At 62.0% G+C, this 16,130-nt stretch carries 17 protein-coding genes and 5 pseudogenes; 12 read left to right on the top strand and 10 right to left on the bottom strand.

The annotated features are described in order from the left end of the window. Positions 1-105: 105 nt before the first annotated feature. Positions 106-312, bottom strand: a pseudogene (locus ABZE94_RS03140) (arsenate reductase ArsC); the annotation flags it as partial. 26 nt (positions 313-338) lie between these two features. Further along, positions 339-713, bottom strand: a pseudogene (locus ABZE94_RS03135) (hypothetical protein); the annotation flags it as partial. 218 nt (positions 714-931) lie between these two features. On the opposite strand from ABZE94_RS03135, the gene ABZE94_RS03130 reads away from it, so the two are divergent. From ABZE94_RS03130 to ABZE94_RS03120, 3 genes are all read left to right on the top strand, one after another. Then, positions 932-1,534, top strand: a complete 603-nt coding sequence (locus ABZE94_RS03130) for an RNA polymerase sigma factor (protein WP_372874069.1) — start codon at positions 932-934, stop codon at positions 1,532-1,534. Beyond that, on the top strand, positions 1,528-1,755 hold the full coding sequence (locus ABZE94_RS03125) for a hypothetical protein (protein ID WP_372874068.1): 228 nt from the start codon (positions 1,528-1,530) through the stop codon (positions 1,753-1,755). Before ABZE94_RS03130 ends, ABZE94_RS03125 begins: the two co-directional genes overlap by 7 nt. A 99-nt stretch (positions 1,756-1,854) precedes the next feature. Then, positions 1,855-2,031: a hypothetical protein gene (locus ABZE94_RS03120; protein ID WP_372874067.1), complete on the top strand. Its 177-nt coding sequence runs from the start codon at positions 1,855-1,857 to the stop codon at positions 2,029-2,031. A 64-nt stretch (positions 2,032-2,095) separates the two neighbouring features. Here ABZE94_RS03120 and ABZE94_RS03115 read toward each other — a convergent pair whose 3' ends face one another. The 3 genes from ABZE94_RS03115 to ABZE94_RS03105 all read right to left on the bottom strand — a co-directional run bounded on the left by ABZE94_RS03115 (position 2,096) and on the right by ABZE94_RS03105 (position 3,830). Next, complete coding sequence (locus tag ABZE94_RS03115) at positions 2,096-2,356, bottom strand: hypothetical protein (RefSeq protein ID WP_372874066.1); 261 nt, start codon at positions 2,354-2,356, stop codon at positions 2,096-2,098. A gap of 23 nt (positions 2,357-2,379) precedes the next feature. Beyond that, positions 2,380-3,330 (bottom strand): HD-GYP domain-containing protein, encoded by a 951-nt coding sequence (locus ABZE94_RS03110; protein ID WP_372874065.1) that lies wholly within the window; start codon positions 3,328-3,330, stop codon positions 2,380-2,382. Between the two features lie 167 nt (positions 3,331-3,497). After that, the gene (locus ABZE94_RS03105; protein WP_372874064.1) at positions 3,498-3,830 is read right to left on the bottom strand and encodes a hypothetical protein; all 333 of its coding nucleotides are present in this window, start codon (positions 3,828-3,830) and stop codon (positions 3,498-3,500) included. Positions 3,831-3,934: 104 nt separating this feature from the next. Between ABZE94_RS03105 and ABZE94_RS03100 the strand changes: the two genes are divergently transcribed. Beyond that, on the top strand, positions 3,935-4,717 hold the full coding sequence (locus tag ABZE94_RS03100; RefSeq protein WP_372874063.1) for a transglutaminase-like cysteine peptidase: 783 nt from the start codon (positions 3,935-3,937) through the stop codon (positions 4,715-4,717). A 126-nt stretch (positions 4,718-4,843) separates the two neighbouring features. On the opposite strand, the pseudogene ABZE94_RS03095 reads toward ABZE94_RS03100, so the two are convergent. After that, a pseudogene (locus tag ABZE94_RS03095) lies at positions 4,844-5,116 on the bottom strand (ATP-binding protein); the annotation flags it as partial. Positions 5,117-5,281: 165 nt separating this feature from the next. Between ABZE94_RS03095 and ABZE94_RS03090 the strand changes: the two are divergent. The 6 genes and pseudogenes from ABZE94_RS03090 to ABZE94_RS03065 all read left to right on the top strand — a co-directional run bounded on the left by ABZE94_RS03090 (position 5,282) and on the right by ABZE94_RS03065 (position 9,742). Next, complete coding sequence (locus tag ABZE94_RS03090) at positions 5,282-6,361, top strand: patatin-like phospholipase family protein (RefSeq protein ID WP_372874062.1); 1,080 nt, start codon at positions 5,282-5,284, stop codon at positions 6,359-6,361. Positions 6,362-6,431: 70 nt separating this feature from the next. After that, positions 6,432-7,274: a hypothetical protein gene (locus ABZE94_RS03085; protein ID WP_372874061.1), complete on the top strand. Its 843-nt coding sequence runs from the start codon at positions 6,432-6,434 to the stop codon at positions 7,272-7,274. A 195-nt stretch (positions 7,275-7,469) separates the two neighbouring features. After that, positions 7,470-7,742 (top strand): hypothetical protein, encoded by a 273-nt coding sequence (locus tag ABZE94_RS03080; protein WP_372874060.1) that lies wholly within the window; start codon positions 7,470-7,472, stop codon positions 7,740-7,742. A gap of 274 nt (positions 7,743-8,016) precedes the next feature. Then, complete coding sequence (locus ABZE94_RS03075; protein ID WP_372874059.1) at positions 8,017-9,012, top strand: GlxA family transcriptional regulator; 996 nt, start codon at positions 8,017-8,019, stop codon at positions 9,010-9,012. 28 nt (positions 9,013-9,040) lie between these two features. Next, positions 9,041-9,253, top strand: a pseudogene (locus ABZE94_RS03070) (DUF1272 domain-containing protein); the annotation flags it as partial. A gap of 9 nt (positions 9,254-9,262) precedes the next feature. Further along, positions 9,263-9,742, top strand: a complete 480-nt coding sequence (locus ABZE94_RS03065; RefSeq protein ID WP_372874101.1) for a DUF1348 family protein — start codon at positions 9,263-9,265, stop codon at positions 9,740-9,742. Positions 9,743-9,954: 212 nt separating this feature from the next. Here ABZE94_RS03065 and ABZE94_RS03060 read toward each other — a convergent pair whose 3' ends face one another. From ABZE94_RS03060 to nfuA, 3 genes are all read right to left on the bottom strand, one after another. Then, positions 9,955-10,938: a diguanylate cyclase gene (locus ABZE94_RS03060; protein WP_372874058.1), complete on the bottom strand. Its 984-nt coding sequence runs from the start codon at positions 10,936-10,938 to the stop codon at positions 9,955-9,957. Between the two features lie 2 nt (positions 10,939-10,940). Next, a complete protein-coding gene (locus tag ABZE94_RS03055) occupies positions 10,941-11,939 on the bottom strand; it encodes a response regulator (protein WP_372874057.1) in 999 nt (332 codons plus the stop codon). 198 nt (positions 11,940-12,137) lie between these two features. Continuing rightward, entirely contained in the window at positions 12,138-12,722 is a 585-nt protein-coding gene (nfuA, locus tag ABZE94_RS03050) for a Fe-S biogenesis protein NfuA (RefSeq protein ID WP_172151395.1), read from the bottom strand. A 144-nt stretch (positions 12,723-12,866) separates the two neighbouring features. Here nfuA and ABZE94_RS03045 point away from each other — a divergent pair, with 144 nt between their 5' ends. Together ABZE94_RS03045 and ABZE94_RS03040 are read left to right on the top strand one after the other, a co-directional pair. Then, entirely contained in the window at positions 12,867-13,622 is a 756-nt protein-coding gene (locus tag ABZE94_RS03045) for a DUF1223 domain-containing protein (RefSeq protein WP_372874056.1), read from the top strand. A gap of 118 nt (positions 13,623-13,740) precedes the next feature. Then, a complete protein-coding gene (locus ABZE94_RS03040) occupies positions 13,741-14,157 on the top strand; it encodes a universal stress protein (protein WP_372874055.1) in 417 nt (138 codons plus the stop codon). 72 nt (positions 14,158-14,229) lie between these two features. On the opposite strand, the pseudogene ABZE94_RS03035 reads toward ABZE94_RS03040, so the two are convergent. Then, positions 14,230-16,130, bottom strand: a pseudogene (locus tag ABZE94_RS03035) (fatty acid cis/trans isomerase); the annotation flags it as partial.

Raw genomic sequence — 16,130 nt, 5'->3', positions numbered from 1 at the left:
CAACCCGCATGTCATTGATTCTATGGGTTATAACGTTCTCTGCAGGAGCGGCCGGGCGGCGTTCCGCTTTAGCCGCGAACTCTTCGCGGCTGAATGAGCAGATCCGGCTGCAGCTGCCGATGCTCTGCCTGGCAGCCCATCGATCGCGATGCCGGCGCGCTGTAGCGCCCGCAGGCGTTGCGGATGAACCCAGCCGAAGGGTTTGCTGCCTACGCTGTAGGCGTGCACATGTACTGGGGCCAGCTGATTGAAGATGGCCTCGACGAGGATGCTGCGGCAACTATTGGCGGTACAGAGAAACAGAATGTTCATCGCATGCTCACGTAACCAATGCCGGGTCAGGGCTGAACGCCCTGGGCCTGGTTCAAGGCCTTAACCCAGCTGTCGACGGAAATGGGTAAATAGCCCGTGATCTCCAGCGCGCGATCTTCGAACACATCCTCACCGGGATGGGCCTGCTGCCAAGCCGTGACCACCTGATCGCGGTGCTCGATCAACGCCCGGATATGGGGTCGAAACAGCTGCAACAGTGCAGTCAGCCACAGATTGGTCGGCCAGGATGGATGGGCGTGATCGATGCTAGATCTCGGCAGCAGCTGTTGCATCGCTGCGGCGGGATACCAGGTCTCGCCCGTCACCCAACGCTTGCAGGCGAACAGTCCGATGGGCTGGCCCCAGTCATCCATGGACACGGCAATCAGATGGGCGATGGCCTCATCGCCACTCGGCCAGGACTATCTCCCCGCGGGCGCCATTCTCCGGAGCCAAGCAACGGGATATCGAGTAACGACTCAGAGGTTGTGCAGCCATGTCCGAGACGAGCGCTTACAACTGAGAGGCTGGGTTGTAACAATGCAACCAGGCATGCTTCTAATTAACCAGATGGTAGCTGCCTCCAATTCGCATTTTCAGGCCACCGAGGGAGAAGCCGATGGATGAACAGGAACTGATCAAGCGGCTGCGCCAGGGTGACAAGGGCGCCTTGGAGACGGCGATCAAACTGCATCATGCCTTCCTGGTTGCCATGGCCATCCCGCTGGTGGGCGATGACCTCGCCGACGATGTCGCACAGGAAACCTGGCTGAAGGCTTTTGCCGCGATCGGCAAATTCGAAGGCCGCTGCAAACTGCGCACCTGGCTTGCCCGGATCGCTATTAACGAAGCCCATACCATGCGCCGCAAAACGAGCCGCGAGGTGTCCCTCGATGGCTGGGGTAACGATACCGGATCACCCATAGGCGCGCGTTTCAACGAGCAAGGAGCCTGGGGTGCACCGCCCATTCAATGGCACCATGAAACGCCAGACGAGCTCCTGACCGAAGCTGAACTCTACGAGTGCATTCAAAAACACCTGCACAAGCTGCCTGAAGACCAGCAAAGCGTGGTGATGATGCGCGAGCTGGGCGGGCTGGACTATGGCGAAATAGCCCGAGTGCTTAATCTGGCGGAGGGCAATATCCGCGTACTACTGCACCGCGGCCGGCAACGGATGCATGCCATGCTTAATCATTTCGAGGAGGTAGGAACATGCTGACCTGCCGTGAGATGTCTGAACTCGGCTCCGACATCATTGAGGGTGATCTGCGCTTAAGCACTCGCTGGGCGGTGTTCATGCATCTGCGCGCATGCCCGCTCTGCAAGATGTACGTCAAGCAGCTGAAACTCACCTCCGAAGTACTGCAACAACTACCGCTAAACACCACAGCGGTTGATAGCGCGGCCATCCTGAAAAAACTGCAAGAGCGGGATAATTAACAGAACTGGTCAGAGGGTGTAGACAAAAACGCGAGCAGATTCTAATAGGGGAACAGCCTCAACGAGGGGCAGACCTGAGCATGATTCTGGAGCATGCGCTTGACTGACAGCACTGCAGCGGAAGCCCCCACATTCACCCAGACGCGCATCCTGATCGAACGCGCCAAACTGCAGACCCGGATCTGGCTGGATAGCGGCGGGCTCGAGCACACGGCTGCTCCCGACTCCCTGCGCGCGCATGCGCACGCCGACATGCTCCCCCGGGCGATACCATGAGCGCATTGGCGGTGGTGCACCGGAGCCTTTACCGCTGTGGATATGGGTACAACTGTGAATGGCATCAGTCTGTTGTTCGACGCCCCGGATTCCTGGCGCTGACTACAGGGCGAACGTCGGCTGTTCTGACCGTGGTGGACACCGGCCGGCTCTGCGCGCGGGCCTGCATGGCGCTGAAGAGGGACACAGCGAATGGCACCGGATAGTTGAGCAACACGTGCGGGATGAACAGCTCAGCTGCACCCCAGAGCACTTCACCCTGGTTGATCAGGTTGAGAATGCTGCCCACGACCAAGGGTATCTGGATATCTTGACCGCGCGCCATACCAGATCACGCGCTAGCCAACCTCATGCCACGTTTCCACGAGAGAGCGCCTGCCCGGCACTCGCCAGCATCTGCTCGAGCGGCAACCTGTCGACAGCCTCCTCCACCACCTTGCGGATCAGCTCATGGTCGACATCCGGCTGCAGATCCGCGGGACTCCCTGTTCTTCCAGTAGGCCGCGCCACAAGCCTGGCGTCCTCTGCTTCAAGGGCAAACTCTCCAGCGCAGTTGCGGCAGTAGATGTGTTCGCCGGCCTGCTGATTGCGCTTGAGAACCAGGGTGGGACCGCACATGGGGCACTCCTGCAACGGGATGCCATCATCCGAGTGGCCCATCACATGGTCGAGCACGCCGCCTTTGCCCAGCGCGATGAAAACCCGACTCAATTCGAGGTCGAACTGACTGCCGCTCTGGCTCTGAATAATGGCCAACGCCTGCCCGCGACGCATGCCGGTACGGTAGGGACGGCTGCTGGTCATGGCATCGAACGCATCGCAGATACCGACGATGCGCGCATCCAGATGAATCTCCTCGGCCCGCAGGCCGCGCGGATAGCCCTTGCCATCGGGGCGCTCGTGATGGCTGTAGACCGCCTCTTTGACCAGATCGGCCAGCGGGTGGCCGGCGAGCATGCGCCAGCCCATTTCCGGATGGGTGCGTACGACGGCGAACTCGTCTTCAGTCAAGGCGCTGGTCTTGCGCAGCACGGCGTCGGGTATGCCGATCTTGCCCAAATCATGCAGAAAGCCGCCCAGGCTGGATCGAGCCACATCGGCCGAGGGCAACCCCGCCGCCTCGCCAAGCAACCGGGCATAACGCGACACTCGCCACAGATGGCCGCCGGTATAGGGATCCCTGGCTTCGACGAACCAGGCCATCAGCAGCAGGCTGCTGACCAAGGCCTTGGACGGGTCGTCAGCGCTACTTGCCCCCTGTGCAGCCTTGCTCAACCAACCAGAGAGAAAAGACCGCATGGGGCGAGCCTCCAGTACCAGGGGCAGAATTACACGCCACGGGAATAGGACATTTTCTCAAGGTTTCCACATCCCTGCGATTGGGTGGCACGTCCCTGTGCCAAGGGGTGGGTAATGCCGGCTTTGTTGGCATCGCCCCCCTGTTTCATTCAACGGAGCACAGGCCCTCAATGGGGACCGTAGAGCTCTCTGACCCTCTCGAAGCCACGTTTAGGCTCCTCGATCCATTGGTCCTGCTGCTCACGCATAGTACCCGCGGCAGTGGGCTGCTCTTTGATCAGTTGAACGAAGCGCTCGCCGTCGTCCGAGTCAGCACGCTGGCTCGCCAACGCCTCCATGTGTTGCTGCTGGCGTAGAAGCCGCTCACTACCGCCCTCAGCCAGAAGAAGCTGCGGCGCCTGATGGAACCCCACAGCAACCGCTTCTCCAGCCTGAACCGAGACCACGCCGCCCCCTACAAGCAGGGCAGTCAATACGGTCATACCTGCTAGCGTTTTCATGGTGTCATCCTCCAAAAATCCGTTACCCATTATTCAGATTATTGACGAGGCGCTTTGTTACAAGGCAATCCGTCGGGAGCGCTCGGGCATCCGACCAACGTGCCTTGCCCGGGGCCAGGCTCTGGCTTTATGGTGTCAGTGCCTGTCAAGCTCATCCGGCAGGCGATTGTTTGCCATCTGTCTTGTCACCTGTGAAGGAGCGCCGTTTGCGCGGTATCCACTGCTTTTTATTGATTTTGTTCGGTCGCCGGCGGCAAATTCTGGCCGGCCTCCTGCTCGGTGGCGGCCTGATCATGGGAACGGCCAAGGCGATGCCGCAGCCGCCGAAAGAGCATCGCAATGAACAGGTGGCGCAGCGTCTGCAGGACTGGCAGTCACTGATCGCGCAGTCGATGCACCTGAGCGATGCCGAGAAGCTGAAGGCAGTCAACGCGTTCTTCAATGAGCAAATTCGCTATGGCGAAGACGTGGATCTGTGGGGACAACCCGACTACTGGGCCTCGCCGCTGGAAACCCTCGAATTGGGTGCCGGCGACTGTGAAGACTTCGCCCTGGCCAAGTACTTCACCCTGCGCCTGCTCGGGATCTCCGAGCAGAGCCTGCGCCTCGTTTACACCACCCTGGCCTCTACCCAGCAGGCGCACATGATTCTGGGCTTCTGGGCCGATGATGGCGCGGCGCCCCTGCTGCTGGACAATCTGCACACGCAGATCCTGCCCATCACCGAGCGCCTCGACCTGCACATGCAGTTCGCCTTTGGCCCCACGCACTTGTACCGGTTCGAGCGGAGCAGCTTGCAGGTAGCCGGCAATACCGAATTGCTGCCGCATTGGCGAGTGCTTATGACCAGGATGAAACGCGAAGAGACTGACAGGCTCAGTCTTTAGCGGCGAACCATTGGTTGCAACATGCAGGCCGTCGAAACCGGGCGCAAAGCAGGTCGGTTTCAATGATCGGCATAAGGCTTATGCGGGTGAGTGCTACTGGCAATTCTGCCCAGTGTGGCGAATTTGTCAGGCAGTGCGCAGCGATGGTTGCGGCAACCGGATACTCACGCACAAACCGCCCAACTGACTGTCCCCCAGCGCCAGCTGTCCACCCCAGGCATCGACGATGTCGCGCACGATGCCCAGCCCCAGGCCGTGCCCGGCAACCTGTTCATCCATGCGAGTACCGCGGTTGAGAACCTCAGCGCGTTGCGCGGCTCCGATGCCAGGGCCATCGTCTTCCACCTTGAACTGGTACCCCTCAGCCGTGCACTCGATACGCAAACGCACCTGAGTCTCCGTAAGGGCTTGTTTCGACGGGATTGAGCTTGCTGCGCCGGACTTAACTCAAGCTGAATTCAGCCAGATTCGCGACAAACCGTACCCGCATCATTCAGCCGATCAAGTGGCTTGGTCTGTCAACCTGGGGCTCTATAATCGCGACCTGGCGTGATGGAGACGAACATGAGTGCGATCCGAATCAAGTACCCCGCCCTGACGATCAAGGCCGGTTCACGGGCCTTGGCACGCATCCGCGAGCGCGGCTTGCACCCCGCCGACGTGGGCATTCTGCCCGGCGCTGCCGGCGGGGCCAAAGCCCTTGGCATCCAGGGCCTGGATCTGGTCCTGTTCGGCGACTGGTTGCCACGCGCCTCGCGCGAGCGCTCGCTGATCGGGGCTTCGATCGGCTCCTGGCGGTTCGCCTGTGCCTGTCTGCCGGATGCCGTCGCCGCCATTCGCCGCCTAGGCGAACTCTACACCGGGCAGCGCTTTGCCAAGGGCGTGAGCATGGCCGAGGTCTCGCGCAGTTGTCGGCTGATGCTTGCAGAGCTATTGGCCGGCCAGGACGCCGAGGTACTGAGCAACCCGCACTACCGCCTGAATATCGTCGTGGTGAAGAGCCATGGCCTGCTCCGGCATGACCACCGCGGCAGGCTGGGCCTGGGGCTGTCCTCGGTGATCGGCAACAACCTGCTCGGGCGCTCGCGCCTGGCCCGGCACTTCGAGCGCGTGATCCTGCACGATGCACGCCTGGCCCCGCCGCTGGCGGAACTGAACGACTTCCCTTCGCGCTACCTGGCGCTGGACAGCGCCAACCTGCGCCATGCCCTGCTCGCTTCCGGGTCGATCCCGCTGATCATGCAAGGGGTGCGCGACATCCCCGGCGCCGGCCCGGGCACCTACCGCGACGGCGGTCTGCTCGATTACCACCTCGACCTGCCCTACAGCGGCGACGACATCGTGCTCTATCCGCACTTCACCGACAGGGTCATCCCCGGCTGGTTCGACAAAGGCATGCCCTGGCGCCGGGGCGATGCCGGTCGCTTGCAGGATGTACTGCTGCTGGCGCCCTCGCGTGACTACCTGGCCCGCCTGCCCCACGGCAAACTGCCGGACCGCAAGGACTTCAAGCGTTATCTGGGCGATGATGCCGGCCGCGAACGTCATTGGCGCAAGGCCATGGACGAAAGCCAGCGACTGGGTGACGAGTTCCTCGAACTGGCGGACAGCGGACGCCTGGCCGAGCGCATGCTGGCACTTTGATTCACAGGGCGATTGCAACGGCAATCATGGGCGGTTAGGTTAATTCGCGCCCAACCACGGAAGGACGTTCATGAAACTTGCGGTCGCCATCATCCACGGCATCGGCACCCAACCCGACAACTGCGACGTCGAGGGCCAGCACGCCTTCGCCCAAAATCTGATTGCCGGCCTGCGCCGACGCCTGGGGGCGGAAGCCGAGCAAGTCGCCTTCCAGAGCCTGTACTGGGCCAGTGTGCTGGATAAACGGCAGCTGGACTTTCTCGGCCGGTTGCGTGACCAGCCAGTTCGTTGGCGCTGGCTACGGCGTATCGTCACCCTGTTCCTCGGCGACGCGAGTGGCTACCGCAAGGTCAGCGAAGCCTACGACACCACCTACGAAGAAGTGCACCAATGCCTGCGCGGTGGCCTCAATGCCCTGCGTGCCAAGGTCGATGCCGATACGCCGCTGGTGGTATTGGCGCATTCATTGGGCGGGCATATCTTTTCCAACTTCGTCTGGGATCAGCAGTGCGTCAACAAGACCCCGAGCTGCCCACGCGATCCGTTTCTCGCCCTGGAAACCCTAGCCGGCCTGGTCACCTTCGGCAGTAACCTGCCCCTGTTCACCTTCGCCTACGACACGGTGGTGCCGATCCGCTTCCCCGGCCATTGCCTGCTCCCGTCGGTGCGTGAACAGGCCCGCTGGCTCAATCTCTATGCACCCGCCGACGTCCTTGGTTACCCCCTGCGTTCCGTACCCGCCTATGCCGAGGTGGTCGCCGAAGACCGCGCCATGCCGGTCGGCCCCTGGTACCAGCGCCATACGCCGTTATGCCATCTGGCCTACTGGGACGACCGCCGCTTCCAGAATTACGTCGCGCATTATCTGCGGGATATGTTGACGGCCTGCAGGCTCGAGGCAGACCAGGGCTAAGCGGCTTAGCAAGAGTCGCGAGCAGCACCTGGCGTTGGCGACACGCAGTTATGCTTCTTCGCCAAAGTGAACATTTTTCGAACATAAATGTGACTTGATGGTCAACTCATATCATCAACACATATGACTGGCCAGCGAGCGACCTACGCCGCAGACCCTTAATACTTTTGGGATCACCTCGGAGAAACCGACCCCATGGACGCCCCGCTGCGTTTCAACGAAGCACTGCTCATCGCCGATCGCGCCTTTCAACCTTTCCAGTGTGTCGCCTGGGCCCCCCTAGACGGCGGCAACGGCGAACTCAGCCTGACGGTCATCGACCGCACCAGCACTCGTCTACTGGGCCGCACCCAGCTGCCGAGCAGCATCTACAGCGACCCGATAGAGCTAGCCAACGTGCTGAACAAGTCGCGCGCCGAATTGAGTCAGCAGGGTTACGACCTGGCTCCCTGGAGCATGCCGGAGTAATCCTCTGCGGTTGTGAAAATCTCGAGCGCCGTCGCGAGGCCGCCTCCAGGCGTTCGCGGCAAGGCGCGCAGTAAGCGAGCGTTTTTTTCACCGCTCTCAGGCCATCTACCCCTCATGTGTTGTATATCGAGAGCGCCATCAAGCCAACGCTGCTCTGCCCCTGACCTGCTCTGATCTGCAGCGGGTCGCACTGGCAATATCTGTGGGCCTATTGTCCTTGTTGCCACCCTTTCGCTGAGCGCAGACTGCATCCATCGCTCATCGAGAACCTCCCATGGATGCGCTGAAGACCATTGCCTGCCTGCTCTATCCCAATGTGATGAGCCTGGATGTGACCGGCCCGCTGCAGGTGTTCGCCTCGGCCAATGTCGAACGTCAACGCCAGGGCTTGCCGGCGCTCTATCGTCTTGTCGTGCTCGGCCAGCAGGTCGGCGCTGTCGCCACTTCGGCCGGGTTCCAACTGCTGGCCGAACAGAGTTGGCGCGAGATCGCCCCCGCACGAATCGACACCCTGCTCATTCCTGGCGGCCTGGGCCAACAGAGCCAATGCCAGAACCGGGAACTGTTGGCCTGGCTGCGTGCCGCCGAACCACAGGTGCGCCGCCTGGGCTCGGTCTGCTCCGGCGCGCTTATCCTGGCCGCCGCCGGGCTGCTCGATGGTCGCCGGGCGACTACCCACTGGGCCGATGCGGACAACCTGCGCCAGGATTACCCGGAGGTCGAGGTCCTCGCGGACTGCTTGCACACCTATGACCCGCAGGATCTGCACGGCAATGGCCATGTCTTCACCTCGGCGGGAGTCACCGCGGGTATCGACCTGGCCCTGGCCCTGATCGAAGCCGACCTCGGCCGTGTCACCGCACTGGCGGTGGCGCGGCGTCTGGTGATGTTCCTGCGCAGGCCGGGTGGGCAAGCCCAGTTCAGCGCCCTGCTCACGCCCGAGCCAAGCCGGGTGCCGCGTCTGGCCGCTCTGCTGGAGTGGATTCCTGCGCACCTGAGTGCCGACCTGTCGCTGGAGGCATTGGCCGCCCAGGCGCACATGACCCCGCGCACGCTGTCGCGGGTGTTCGTCCAGGAACTGGGCATGGGGCCGGGGCGCTATGTCGAACGCATTCGCCTGGAAGCGGCGCGCCATCTACTACAAGACGCTCAGGCCTCGATCGCTACGGTGGCGCGCCTGACCGGCTTCGGTCACCCGGAAAACCTGCGCCGCACCTTCCACAAGCATCTGTCGGTCAGCCCCCAGGAATACGCCGAGCGCTTCGCCTGAAGCCCAACCATCCAGACAGGAGTCAAGCATGCTGCAACTGCGCCCCAACTGTGAATGCTGCAAGCGCGATCTTCCGGCCGACTCGGCTGAGGCGCTGATCTGTTCATTCGAGTGCACCTTCTGCCGTGACTGCAGCGACAAGGTCCTGCACGGCAGCTGCCCAAACTGTGGCGGTGAGCTGGTCAGACGGCCGATCCGTCCGGCAGCCGAACTCGAAGCTACCCGGCCCGACTCACCAAGGAGAAACACCATGACCGCTGAAAACGCCGTTCGCCCACCCCGCCCGCCTTTCACACGGGAAAGCGCGATCGAGAAGGTCCGCCTGGCCGAGGACGGCTGGAACGGCCGCGACCCGGAACGGGTATCGCTGGCCTATACCCTGGATACCAAATGGCGCAACCGTGCCGAGTTCGCCTCCAATCGGCAAGAAGCCAAGGCGTTCCTCACCCGCAAGTGGGCCAAGGAACTCGACTACCGCTTGATCAAGGAACTGTGGGCGTTCACCGACAACCGCATCGCCGTGCGTTACGCCTACGAGTGGCATGACGACTCGGGGAACTGGTTTCGTTCCTACGGTAACGAGAACTGGGAATTCGCTGATAACGGTCTGATGGCCAACCGCTTCGCCTGCATCAACGACATGCCGATCAAGGAATCCGAACGCAAGTTCCACTGGCCCCTGGGCCGTCGCCCCGATGACCACCCGGGCCTGTCGGAACTGGGCCTCTGAACGGTTCCTGCGGCGCATTGAACACGGATGTTCGGCCTGCGCAGGCAACGAAACGGCAGGTCGGGAAAACCGAAGACCGGCACACAGGAGGCGGCTAGGAGCCGAGCGGCAGGCTGATCGGCCACAGATCGCCGGCCTCGGCGACAGTGGCAATCGCCAGAGTCCTGGACTGGAAGACTTGATAACTGACGGAGAAGCGCTCGGCGTCAGATTCAGGTCGGTGGCGGCAGCGCTACCTGGTTGCAGGAGTAAACCTTGACCTGATTGCGTCCTGCCTCCTTGGCGACATACAGGGCCTGGTCGGCCCGCTCGATCAACTGCTGATAGTCCTCGACAGGGTCGCTCAGGTCAGCCACCCCCAGGCTGATGGTGAACGGGATGGACTGCCCCTCATAGGTGACCAGCAGGGACTCGATGCGCCGGCGCAGGCGTTCGGCGAACAGCATGGCACCGGCACTGTCGACATCCGGCAGCAGGACCACGAATTCCTCGCCGCCATAGCGCCCGGCATAATCGGTGTCGCGCACCTGCTCGCGCATCACCTCGGCGACGGCCTGAATCACCTTGTCCCCGGCCGGGTGACCATAGGTGTCGTTGACCTTCTTGAAATGATCGATATCGAACATCACCAGCGCGGCCATGCTCTGATAGCGCCGGTGCCTGGCATATTCGTGCTGCAGGCACTCTTCCCAGTAGCCGCGGTTGTTCAGACCGGTCAGGCGATCGGTGCGCGAGAGTTGTTGCAACTGCAGGTTCGCCGCCTGCAATTGCTGCTTGTTCGTCGCCACACTGGTCACGTCGTAAATGATCAGGCAGATATGCTCGATACTGGTATTGGTGGCCTGCAGCGGCAGAATGGTGGTGTTCTGAAACATGAACTCTTCCTGCCCGGTGATCGGCTGGTAGTTCTTGAACTTCACCAGGTAGGGTCGCTGCTCCCAGATGGTGAAAGCCGGCGTGCCCAACGTCACCACCCCTTCTACCTTGTGGCGGAACCAGTTCTCCTCGATTTCGGGAAACAGGCTGAACAGTGACTGCTGGTGAACCTCATGGGGCTGCAGGCCCGAGCGGTTTTCCATGAAGGTATTCCAGACGTGTATGCGGTATTCGCGATCCAGCACCACGACGCCGACATCGATGCTCTGCACCACGGCCAGCAGCCAGTGAAACTCGTTGAGATCCAGGTTTTCGTTCATGTTCAGTTCATCAGGTAAGCAAGCTTGTTGGAAAGCAGCGCCACCGAGTCTTCAGTGAACAGCAGAAGCAGGTCGAAATGGATATGGTGGCCTTCGATGCTGTAGCTGATTTCCACCGCCAGGGTGGTTTTCCAGCGCGGGCGGTTGAGCTTGATCAGCTCCTCGATCGAGGCATGCTCGCCCAACACGATGGGGTGGCTTTGGGAAAACTGCACATCGATCTGGCCGGCTATGCCGTTCAGGCAGGCGCCAATCAAGACGGTGGACAGATCCAGGAGCATTTCTATTTCGGAATAGTCGGAGGAAAAACCGCTCATCAAGCGGGCCATGTCATCCAGTTCCGAGTCGTGGAAGATCAGCAGCGCCTCGCCGGCGATGCCACTGCCGATAAACCCCTGGCATACGGCGGTAAGCCCGTCACCACGCTGGGCATCGGCCAGGGCCATGTGCAACTCGCCAACCTCGAACAGATTGACGTTAGGCACCGGCAATTGCACAAACACGCCCAGCAGCCTGGCCAGCAAGGCCGCAGCGCGGCCCATGGCGACGTTGACCACCTCACGGAAGGCATCGAAAAAGTTGATGGTGGATTCATCTCCGCCCGTCCGCAGACTCAACCCAGGCGCGCTACTGGCGAGCAACCCCAGGCGCTCGAGGTCTTGTCGCAGCAGGTCTGGATCGGCCGGCTTCTGCACGAAGGCCAGCGCCCCAAGCGCCATGACCCGCTGCAACGCCTGCTCCTGAACATCGCCAGACACCACTATGACCTTGCAGGACAGGCCTTCGGCCTGCAGGGCAGTCAGCACCTGATAGCCATCCATCTCGGGCATGGTCAGGTCGAGCAGCATCACATCGGTCTGCCCCTGGCGCAGAATCGCCATGGCCTCGATGCCGTTGGCTGCCTGTTCGATGGCGACAGGCCAGTCGGCAGGCAGCGCACGCAGCAATTGCTTGCGCGCCATGCTGGAGTCGTCGCAGATAAGCAGTGTACTGACGGTCATACGTATCACTTTTATGGTTGCCTGCTGGCCGGAATTCTGGCGAATCAGCCGCGCAAGATGTCAATGTGCCATGTTACCGGCACTGCATCTTAACGGCAGACAGCAGCTTTACCATAGAAGACCACCCAATTATTGAACGATACAAACAAAAAAGGTGGCCATTGGGCCACCTTGTGCAGAACTGACTGAACAGGCGCCTCAGTAGTAAGCGTTTTCCTTGTTGCTGTGGTCGGTCACATCGCGCACACCCTTGAGTTCCGGGATGCGTTCAAGCAGGGTTTTCTCGATCCCTTCCTTGAGGGTCAGGTCGACCTGGCCGCAACCCTGGCAGCCACCGCCAAATTTCAGTACCGCGATGCCGTCTTCGACCACATCGATCAGGCTCACTTCACCGCCGTGGCTGGCCAGCCCCGGATTGATCTCGGTTTGCAGGTAATAGCTGATGCGCTCGTTGAGCGGGCTGTCTTCGTTGACCATCGGCACCTTGGCATTCGGCGCCTTGATGGTCAGCTGGCCGCCCATGCGGTCGGTCGCGTAATCGACCACGGCATCTTCCAGGAAGGGTTCGCTGACCGCATCGATCCAGGCGGTGAAGCTGGCCAGGGCAATCGCAGTGTCATCCGGCTTCTCCTCGCCCGGCTTGCAGTAGGCGATACAGGTTTCGGCGTACTGGCTGCCCGGCTGGGTGATAAACACGCGGATGCCGATACCCGTGGTGTTCTGCTTGCTCAGCAGGTCAGCCAGATAATCGTGGGCAGCGTCGGTAATGGTAATGGTGCTCATGGCAACTCCTCGCAAACATGCACGCAGTGTACGCCAACCTCCGGCCTTCGATAAAGCCCGAGCGTTTGACTCGGAAAAAGACCGCTGTAACAAGAGGCGTAGCTGCGAGTCCACACTGCATAGCCATCGCCGGAACCGTCTGATATGAAGCGCCTACTGCCAGCGCTGTGCGCCGCGTTGCTGATCGCAAGCCCGCTCGTCCAGGCCGAACGGGGTCTGACCATCAGCAGCGGGGAAATGGCCACCCCGGTGCTGGAACTGTTCACCGCGCAAGGCTGCAGCTCGTGCCCGCCCGCCGAACGCTGGCTGTCCGCGCTCAGCGAGCATCCGCGGCTCTGGCACGGTCTTATTCCGCTGGCCTTCCATGTCGATTACTGGGACCGGCTGGGCTGGCCCGATCCCTTCGCCAATCCGGGCTACAGCGCACGTCAGCGGGCTTACGCGCGCAGCGGTGCCAGTCGTGCGGTGTATACCCCCGGCTTCATCCTGGCAGGGCGAGAGTGGCGTGGCTGGTTCCGGGGCGAGGCACTGAAGCTGCCGAGCGGCGCGCCCGTCGGGACGCTGACCCTGCACCTGGATGGCGCCAGGCTGCGCCTGTCCTTCCGCGAGAGTACCCCGGCACCTGCGGGGCTGGTCGCCCATGTCGCGCGACTTGGCTTTGGGCTGCGCAGTAGCGTGACCCGCGGCGAGAATGCCGGGCGTACCCTCGAACACGACTTCGTGGTGCTTACCCTGCAGCAAATCGACGCCAGTGCGCCTCACCGCTGGCAAACGCGCCTGCAAGCCGACCCGCGCGGCGAGCGTCAGGCTCTGGTCGCCTGGTTGAGTACGCCAGGCCGGCCGACACCCTATCAGGCCGTCGGTGCTTGGCTGCCTGGCGTAAGCGCCGGCGGTTTATAGCGGCATGGACCGGCGGCGCTCCTGCGCTGCCGCGGAATCGACAAACCTCTGCAATACTGCAAAGAGAGTCGACGTTTGTGCAGCGTCGGACTTTCCTGCGAATAAAGGAGTGATCCTGATGTATCGACAAATCATGATTCCTGTCGACCTGGCCCATATCGAGCGTCTCGAAAAAGCCCTGAAAACCGGCGCAGACCTGGCCAACCTCTATGGCATACCGGTCTGCTATGTGGGCGTGACGGCCAACACCCCCAGCGAGGCCGCCCGCAACCCGACCGAGTTCACCGCCAAGATGGAGCAATTCGGCCAAGCTCAGGCAGAGAAGTACGGACTGAGCAAGGTCAGCAGCGCCGCCTATATCAGCCACGATCCAGCGGTAGACCTGGACAGGATCCTGTTGCGGGCGGCCAAGGAACACGGCGCCGACCTGGTGGTGATGGCCTCCCATGTGCCCGGTCTGGCCGAGCACCTGTTCGCCTCCAATGCGGGGTATTTTGCTTCTTATTCCGACGCCTCCGTGCTGGTGGTGCGCTAAGGTACTGGCCATGGGCGCTGCGGCTGCCAAGCGAACGCCAGGCATAACATCCAGTAGCCAGATCGCCTGCCGCTACAGGTTCTCGTAGCGGTTCATACCAGCACGCCGGCCTCGATAGGCTCGGTTTCGCGGATATACGCCGACAGGTCATGGAAATAGCGCCAGAACTCGGGATGGCTGCGTCGAATGCCCCAGCGCTCGACAATCCTGTCGAATGCCTGGCCATCACGGGCCGATTCCAGGCTGCGCACGAACGCCGGAACCTCCTGCGCCGCGAGGCTGAACATGAAGTTCGGGTAGCTGGTCAGCACCCCCGGGTAAACGCTCAGGGTATCCAGCGCCGGCTGATAGCGCAGTTCCTCGCCATACATGAAGGCCACGTTGCTGTGCGCGCGGTTGCGCAACAGGCTATAGACCTCGCGCTTGCCATCGGCCCGTTCGACGCGCAACAGGGTCGCTTCCGGCAGCTGGTGAATGACCTTGAGCCCGCCAGCCGGCTTGCCGGACAGGCGACTCAGCGCCTGCTCGGCCGCCTGCATCTCGGCCGGCAGCCCGGCGCGATGGCAGTGCACGCCACTGCAGCGGTTGATCGGGTCGGGCCGCGCGTTGAGGCTGCCATAGCGGCTCAAGAGGGCCTCGGCAAAGCCACGCTTGGGGTCTTTTGCCGGCAACTGCAGGGCAGTCCGAGTCTCGGTATCGATGCGCTGGTAGTCCAGCCACAGCTTCAGCTGGCCACTGTACCGATACCAGTCATCGAGAATCGCCTGGCGGGCGTCGGCCGGCATCAAGCGCAGGAAGTTCTGCTCGGCGCCGTTGCGGATCAGATCGAAATACAAGCGCGTCTGCGCCTGATGCGACAGGTTGCCGAACACATCGAAGTTGACCACCAACTGGTAATAGGCCCGCTCCAGCAGCGGATAGTCCATCCACCAGAGGGTCTGCGGGATCTCGCCGATCAGGCCCTTGCGCACCGAGGCGCTGTCGTGCTGGCGGAAGATGCTCAGCAGCGCATTGTCGTTGCCGGCCCAGATATGCGACCAGCTGGGGGCCGGGGCCGCGGCGTAGCTGGCCATGCGCAGGGCCTCGTACTCATTGCGCCGGTTGCGATAAGTCCGCCACAGACTGAGCAGATTGCCGATAACGTCGAACTGACCGGGCATGGCCAGCAGCGGCGTCGCCTCGGCGCGATAGTTTGCATCGACCAGGTACAGATCATGCCGAGGGTCCTGGAACACCACCCAGAAGTTGTCACGGATCACGTCGGTGGCAATCTGTCCGCGGCACACCGGGCCGCGGATAAAGGTACGCACGAAGTATTCGGCGTTATCCAGCATGAACTGGTAGCGCGCCTGCGGCGGAATCGCCGCGAAGGTCTCGAATGGATTGGCGCGGCGCTGGGCGCCATAGCCGGGCAGCGCCTCCACCTGCCAATCCTCGGCAAAAAACAGCTGTTTGACGCGCGCCAGCTGATTCGCGCCGAGCGGATAGGTCATGTGGGTCTTGTGCACGATCACGCCCTGAATCGGCACCAGACGGTAAAAGAATGCGCTGCCCGGATCTTCATTGGGCCGGCGCGTGGCGATAGGGTCGACCGGCTGGCCGCTCGGGGTGCGCGAACGCAGCAACTGGAAGAAATGCCCGGGCTCGCCATCGCTGAAATACAGGTGTGCGAGGAACAGGTGCTCGTACAGCCAACGTGAGACCAGGCTTTCACGCGCACCCGGGGCATTGAGAAAACGCTCCCAAGTCTCGACCTGCGCCGTCTCGGCCTTACTCGCCGCGAGCGCGTGCCGATCGACGGGCGCGCCCTGCTCCAGCCAGCGCTGCAGGGTCTGATAATCCACTTCGCTCAGGCCGGTGACCGCGAAGGGCATGCCGGCCTGTGGGTTTTCCCTGGCGAAACCGGCGAACTGATCGGGCCGCGGACACTGATTGTCGCGTTTGATGCCGATATCCAGCGCGGCCGGCAGCTT

The sequence above is a fragment of the Pseudomonas sp. genome (assembly GCF_041601375.1).
Classification (GTDB): Bacteria; Pseudomonadota; Gammaproteobacteria; order Pseudomonadales; family Pseudomonadaceae; genus Aquipseudomonas.
Note: the sequence above shows the minus strand (reverse complement) of the source record. Positions and strands in the feature narration are given on the sequence as shown.

What these genes read in the sequence shown, in the direction of transcription:
- ABZE94_RS03130 (WP_372874069.1), top strand. Translation starts at nt 932, where the DNA reads ATGGATGAACAGGAACTGATCAAGCGGCTGCGCCAGGGTGACAAGGGC.
- ABZE94_RS03105 (WP_372874064.1), bottom strand. Translation starts at nt 3,830, where the DNA reads ATGAAAACGCTAGCAGGTATGACCGTATTGACTGCCCTGCTTGTAGGG.
- ABZE94_RS03065 (WP_372874101.1), top strand. Translation starts at nt 9,263, where the DNA reads ATGACCGCTGAAAACGCCGTTCGCCCACCCCGCCCGCCTTTCACACGG.
- ABZE94_RS03080 (WP_372874060.1), top strand. Translation starts at nt 7,470, where the DNA reads ATGGACGCCCCGCTGCGTTTCAACGAAGCACTGCTCATCGCCGATCGC.
- ABZE94_RS03040 (WP_372874055.1), top strand. Translation starts at nt 13,741, where the DNA reads ATGTATCGACAAATCATGATTCCTGTCGACCTGGCCCATATCGAGCGT.
- ABZE94_RS03055 (WP_372874057.1), bottom strand. Translation starts at nt 11,939, where the DNA reads ATGACCGTCAGTACACTGCTTATCTGCGACGACTCCAGCATGGCGCGC.
- ABZE94_RS03090 (WP_372874062.1), top strand. Translation starts at nt 5,282, where the DNA reads ATGAGTGCGATCCGAATCAAGTACCCCGCCCTGACGATCAAGGCCGGT.
- ABZE94_RS03110 (WP_372874065.1), bottom strand. Translation starts at nt 3,330, where the DNA reads ATGCGGTCTTTTCTCTCTGGTTGGTTGAGCAAGGCTGCACAGGGGGCA.
- ABZE94_RS03085 (WP_372874061.1), top strand. Translation starts at nt 6,432, where the DNA reads ATGAAACTTGCGGTCGCCATCATCCACGGCATCGGCACCCAACCCGAC.
- ABZE94_RS03125 (WP_372874068.1), top strand. Translation starts at nt 1,528, where the DNA reads ATGCTGACCTGCCGTGAGATGTCTGAACTCGGCTCCGACATCATTGAG.
- nfuA (WP_172151395.1), bottom strand. Translation starts at nt 12,722, where the DNA reads ATGAGCACCATTACCATTACCGACGCTGCCCACGATTATCTGGCTGAC.
- ABZE94_RS03075 (WP_372874059.1), top strand. Translation starts at nt 8,017, where the DNA reads ATGGATGCGCTGAAGACCATTGCCTGCCTGCTCTATCCCAATGTGATG.
- ABZE94_RS03045 (WP_372874056.1), top strand. Translation starts at nt 12,867, where the DNA reads ATGAAGCGCCTACTGCCAGCGCTGTGCGCCGCGTTGCTGATCGCAAGC.
- ABZE94_RS03115 (WP_372874066.1), bottom strand. Translation starts at nt 2,356, where the DNA reads ATGGCGCGCGGTCAAGATATCCAGATACCCTTGGTCGTGGGCAGCATT.
- ABZE94_RS03060 (WP_372874058.1), bottom strand. Translation starts at nt 10,938, where the DNA reads ATGAACGAAAACCTGGATCTCAACGAGTTTCACTGGCTGCTGGCCGTG.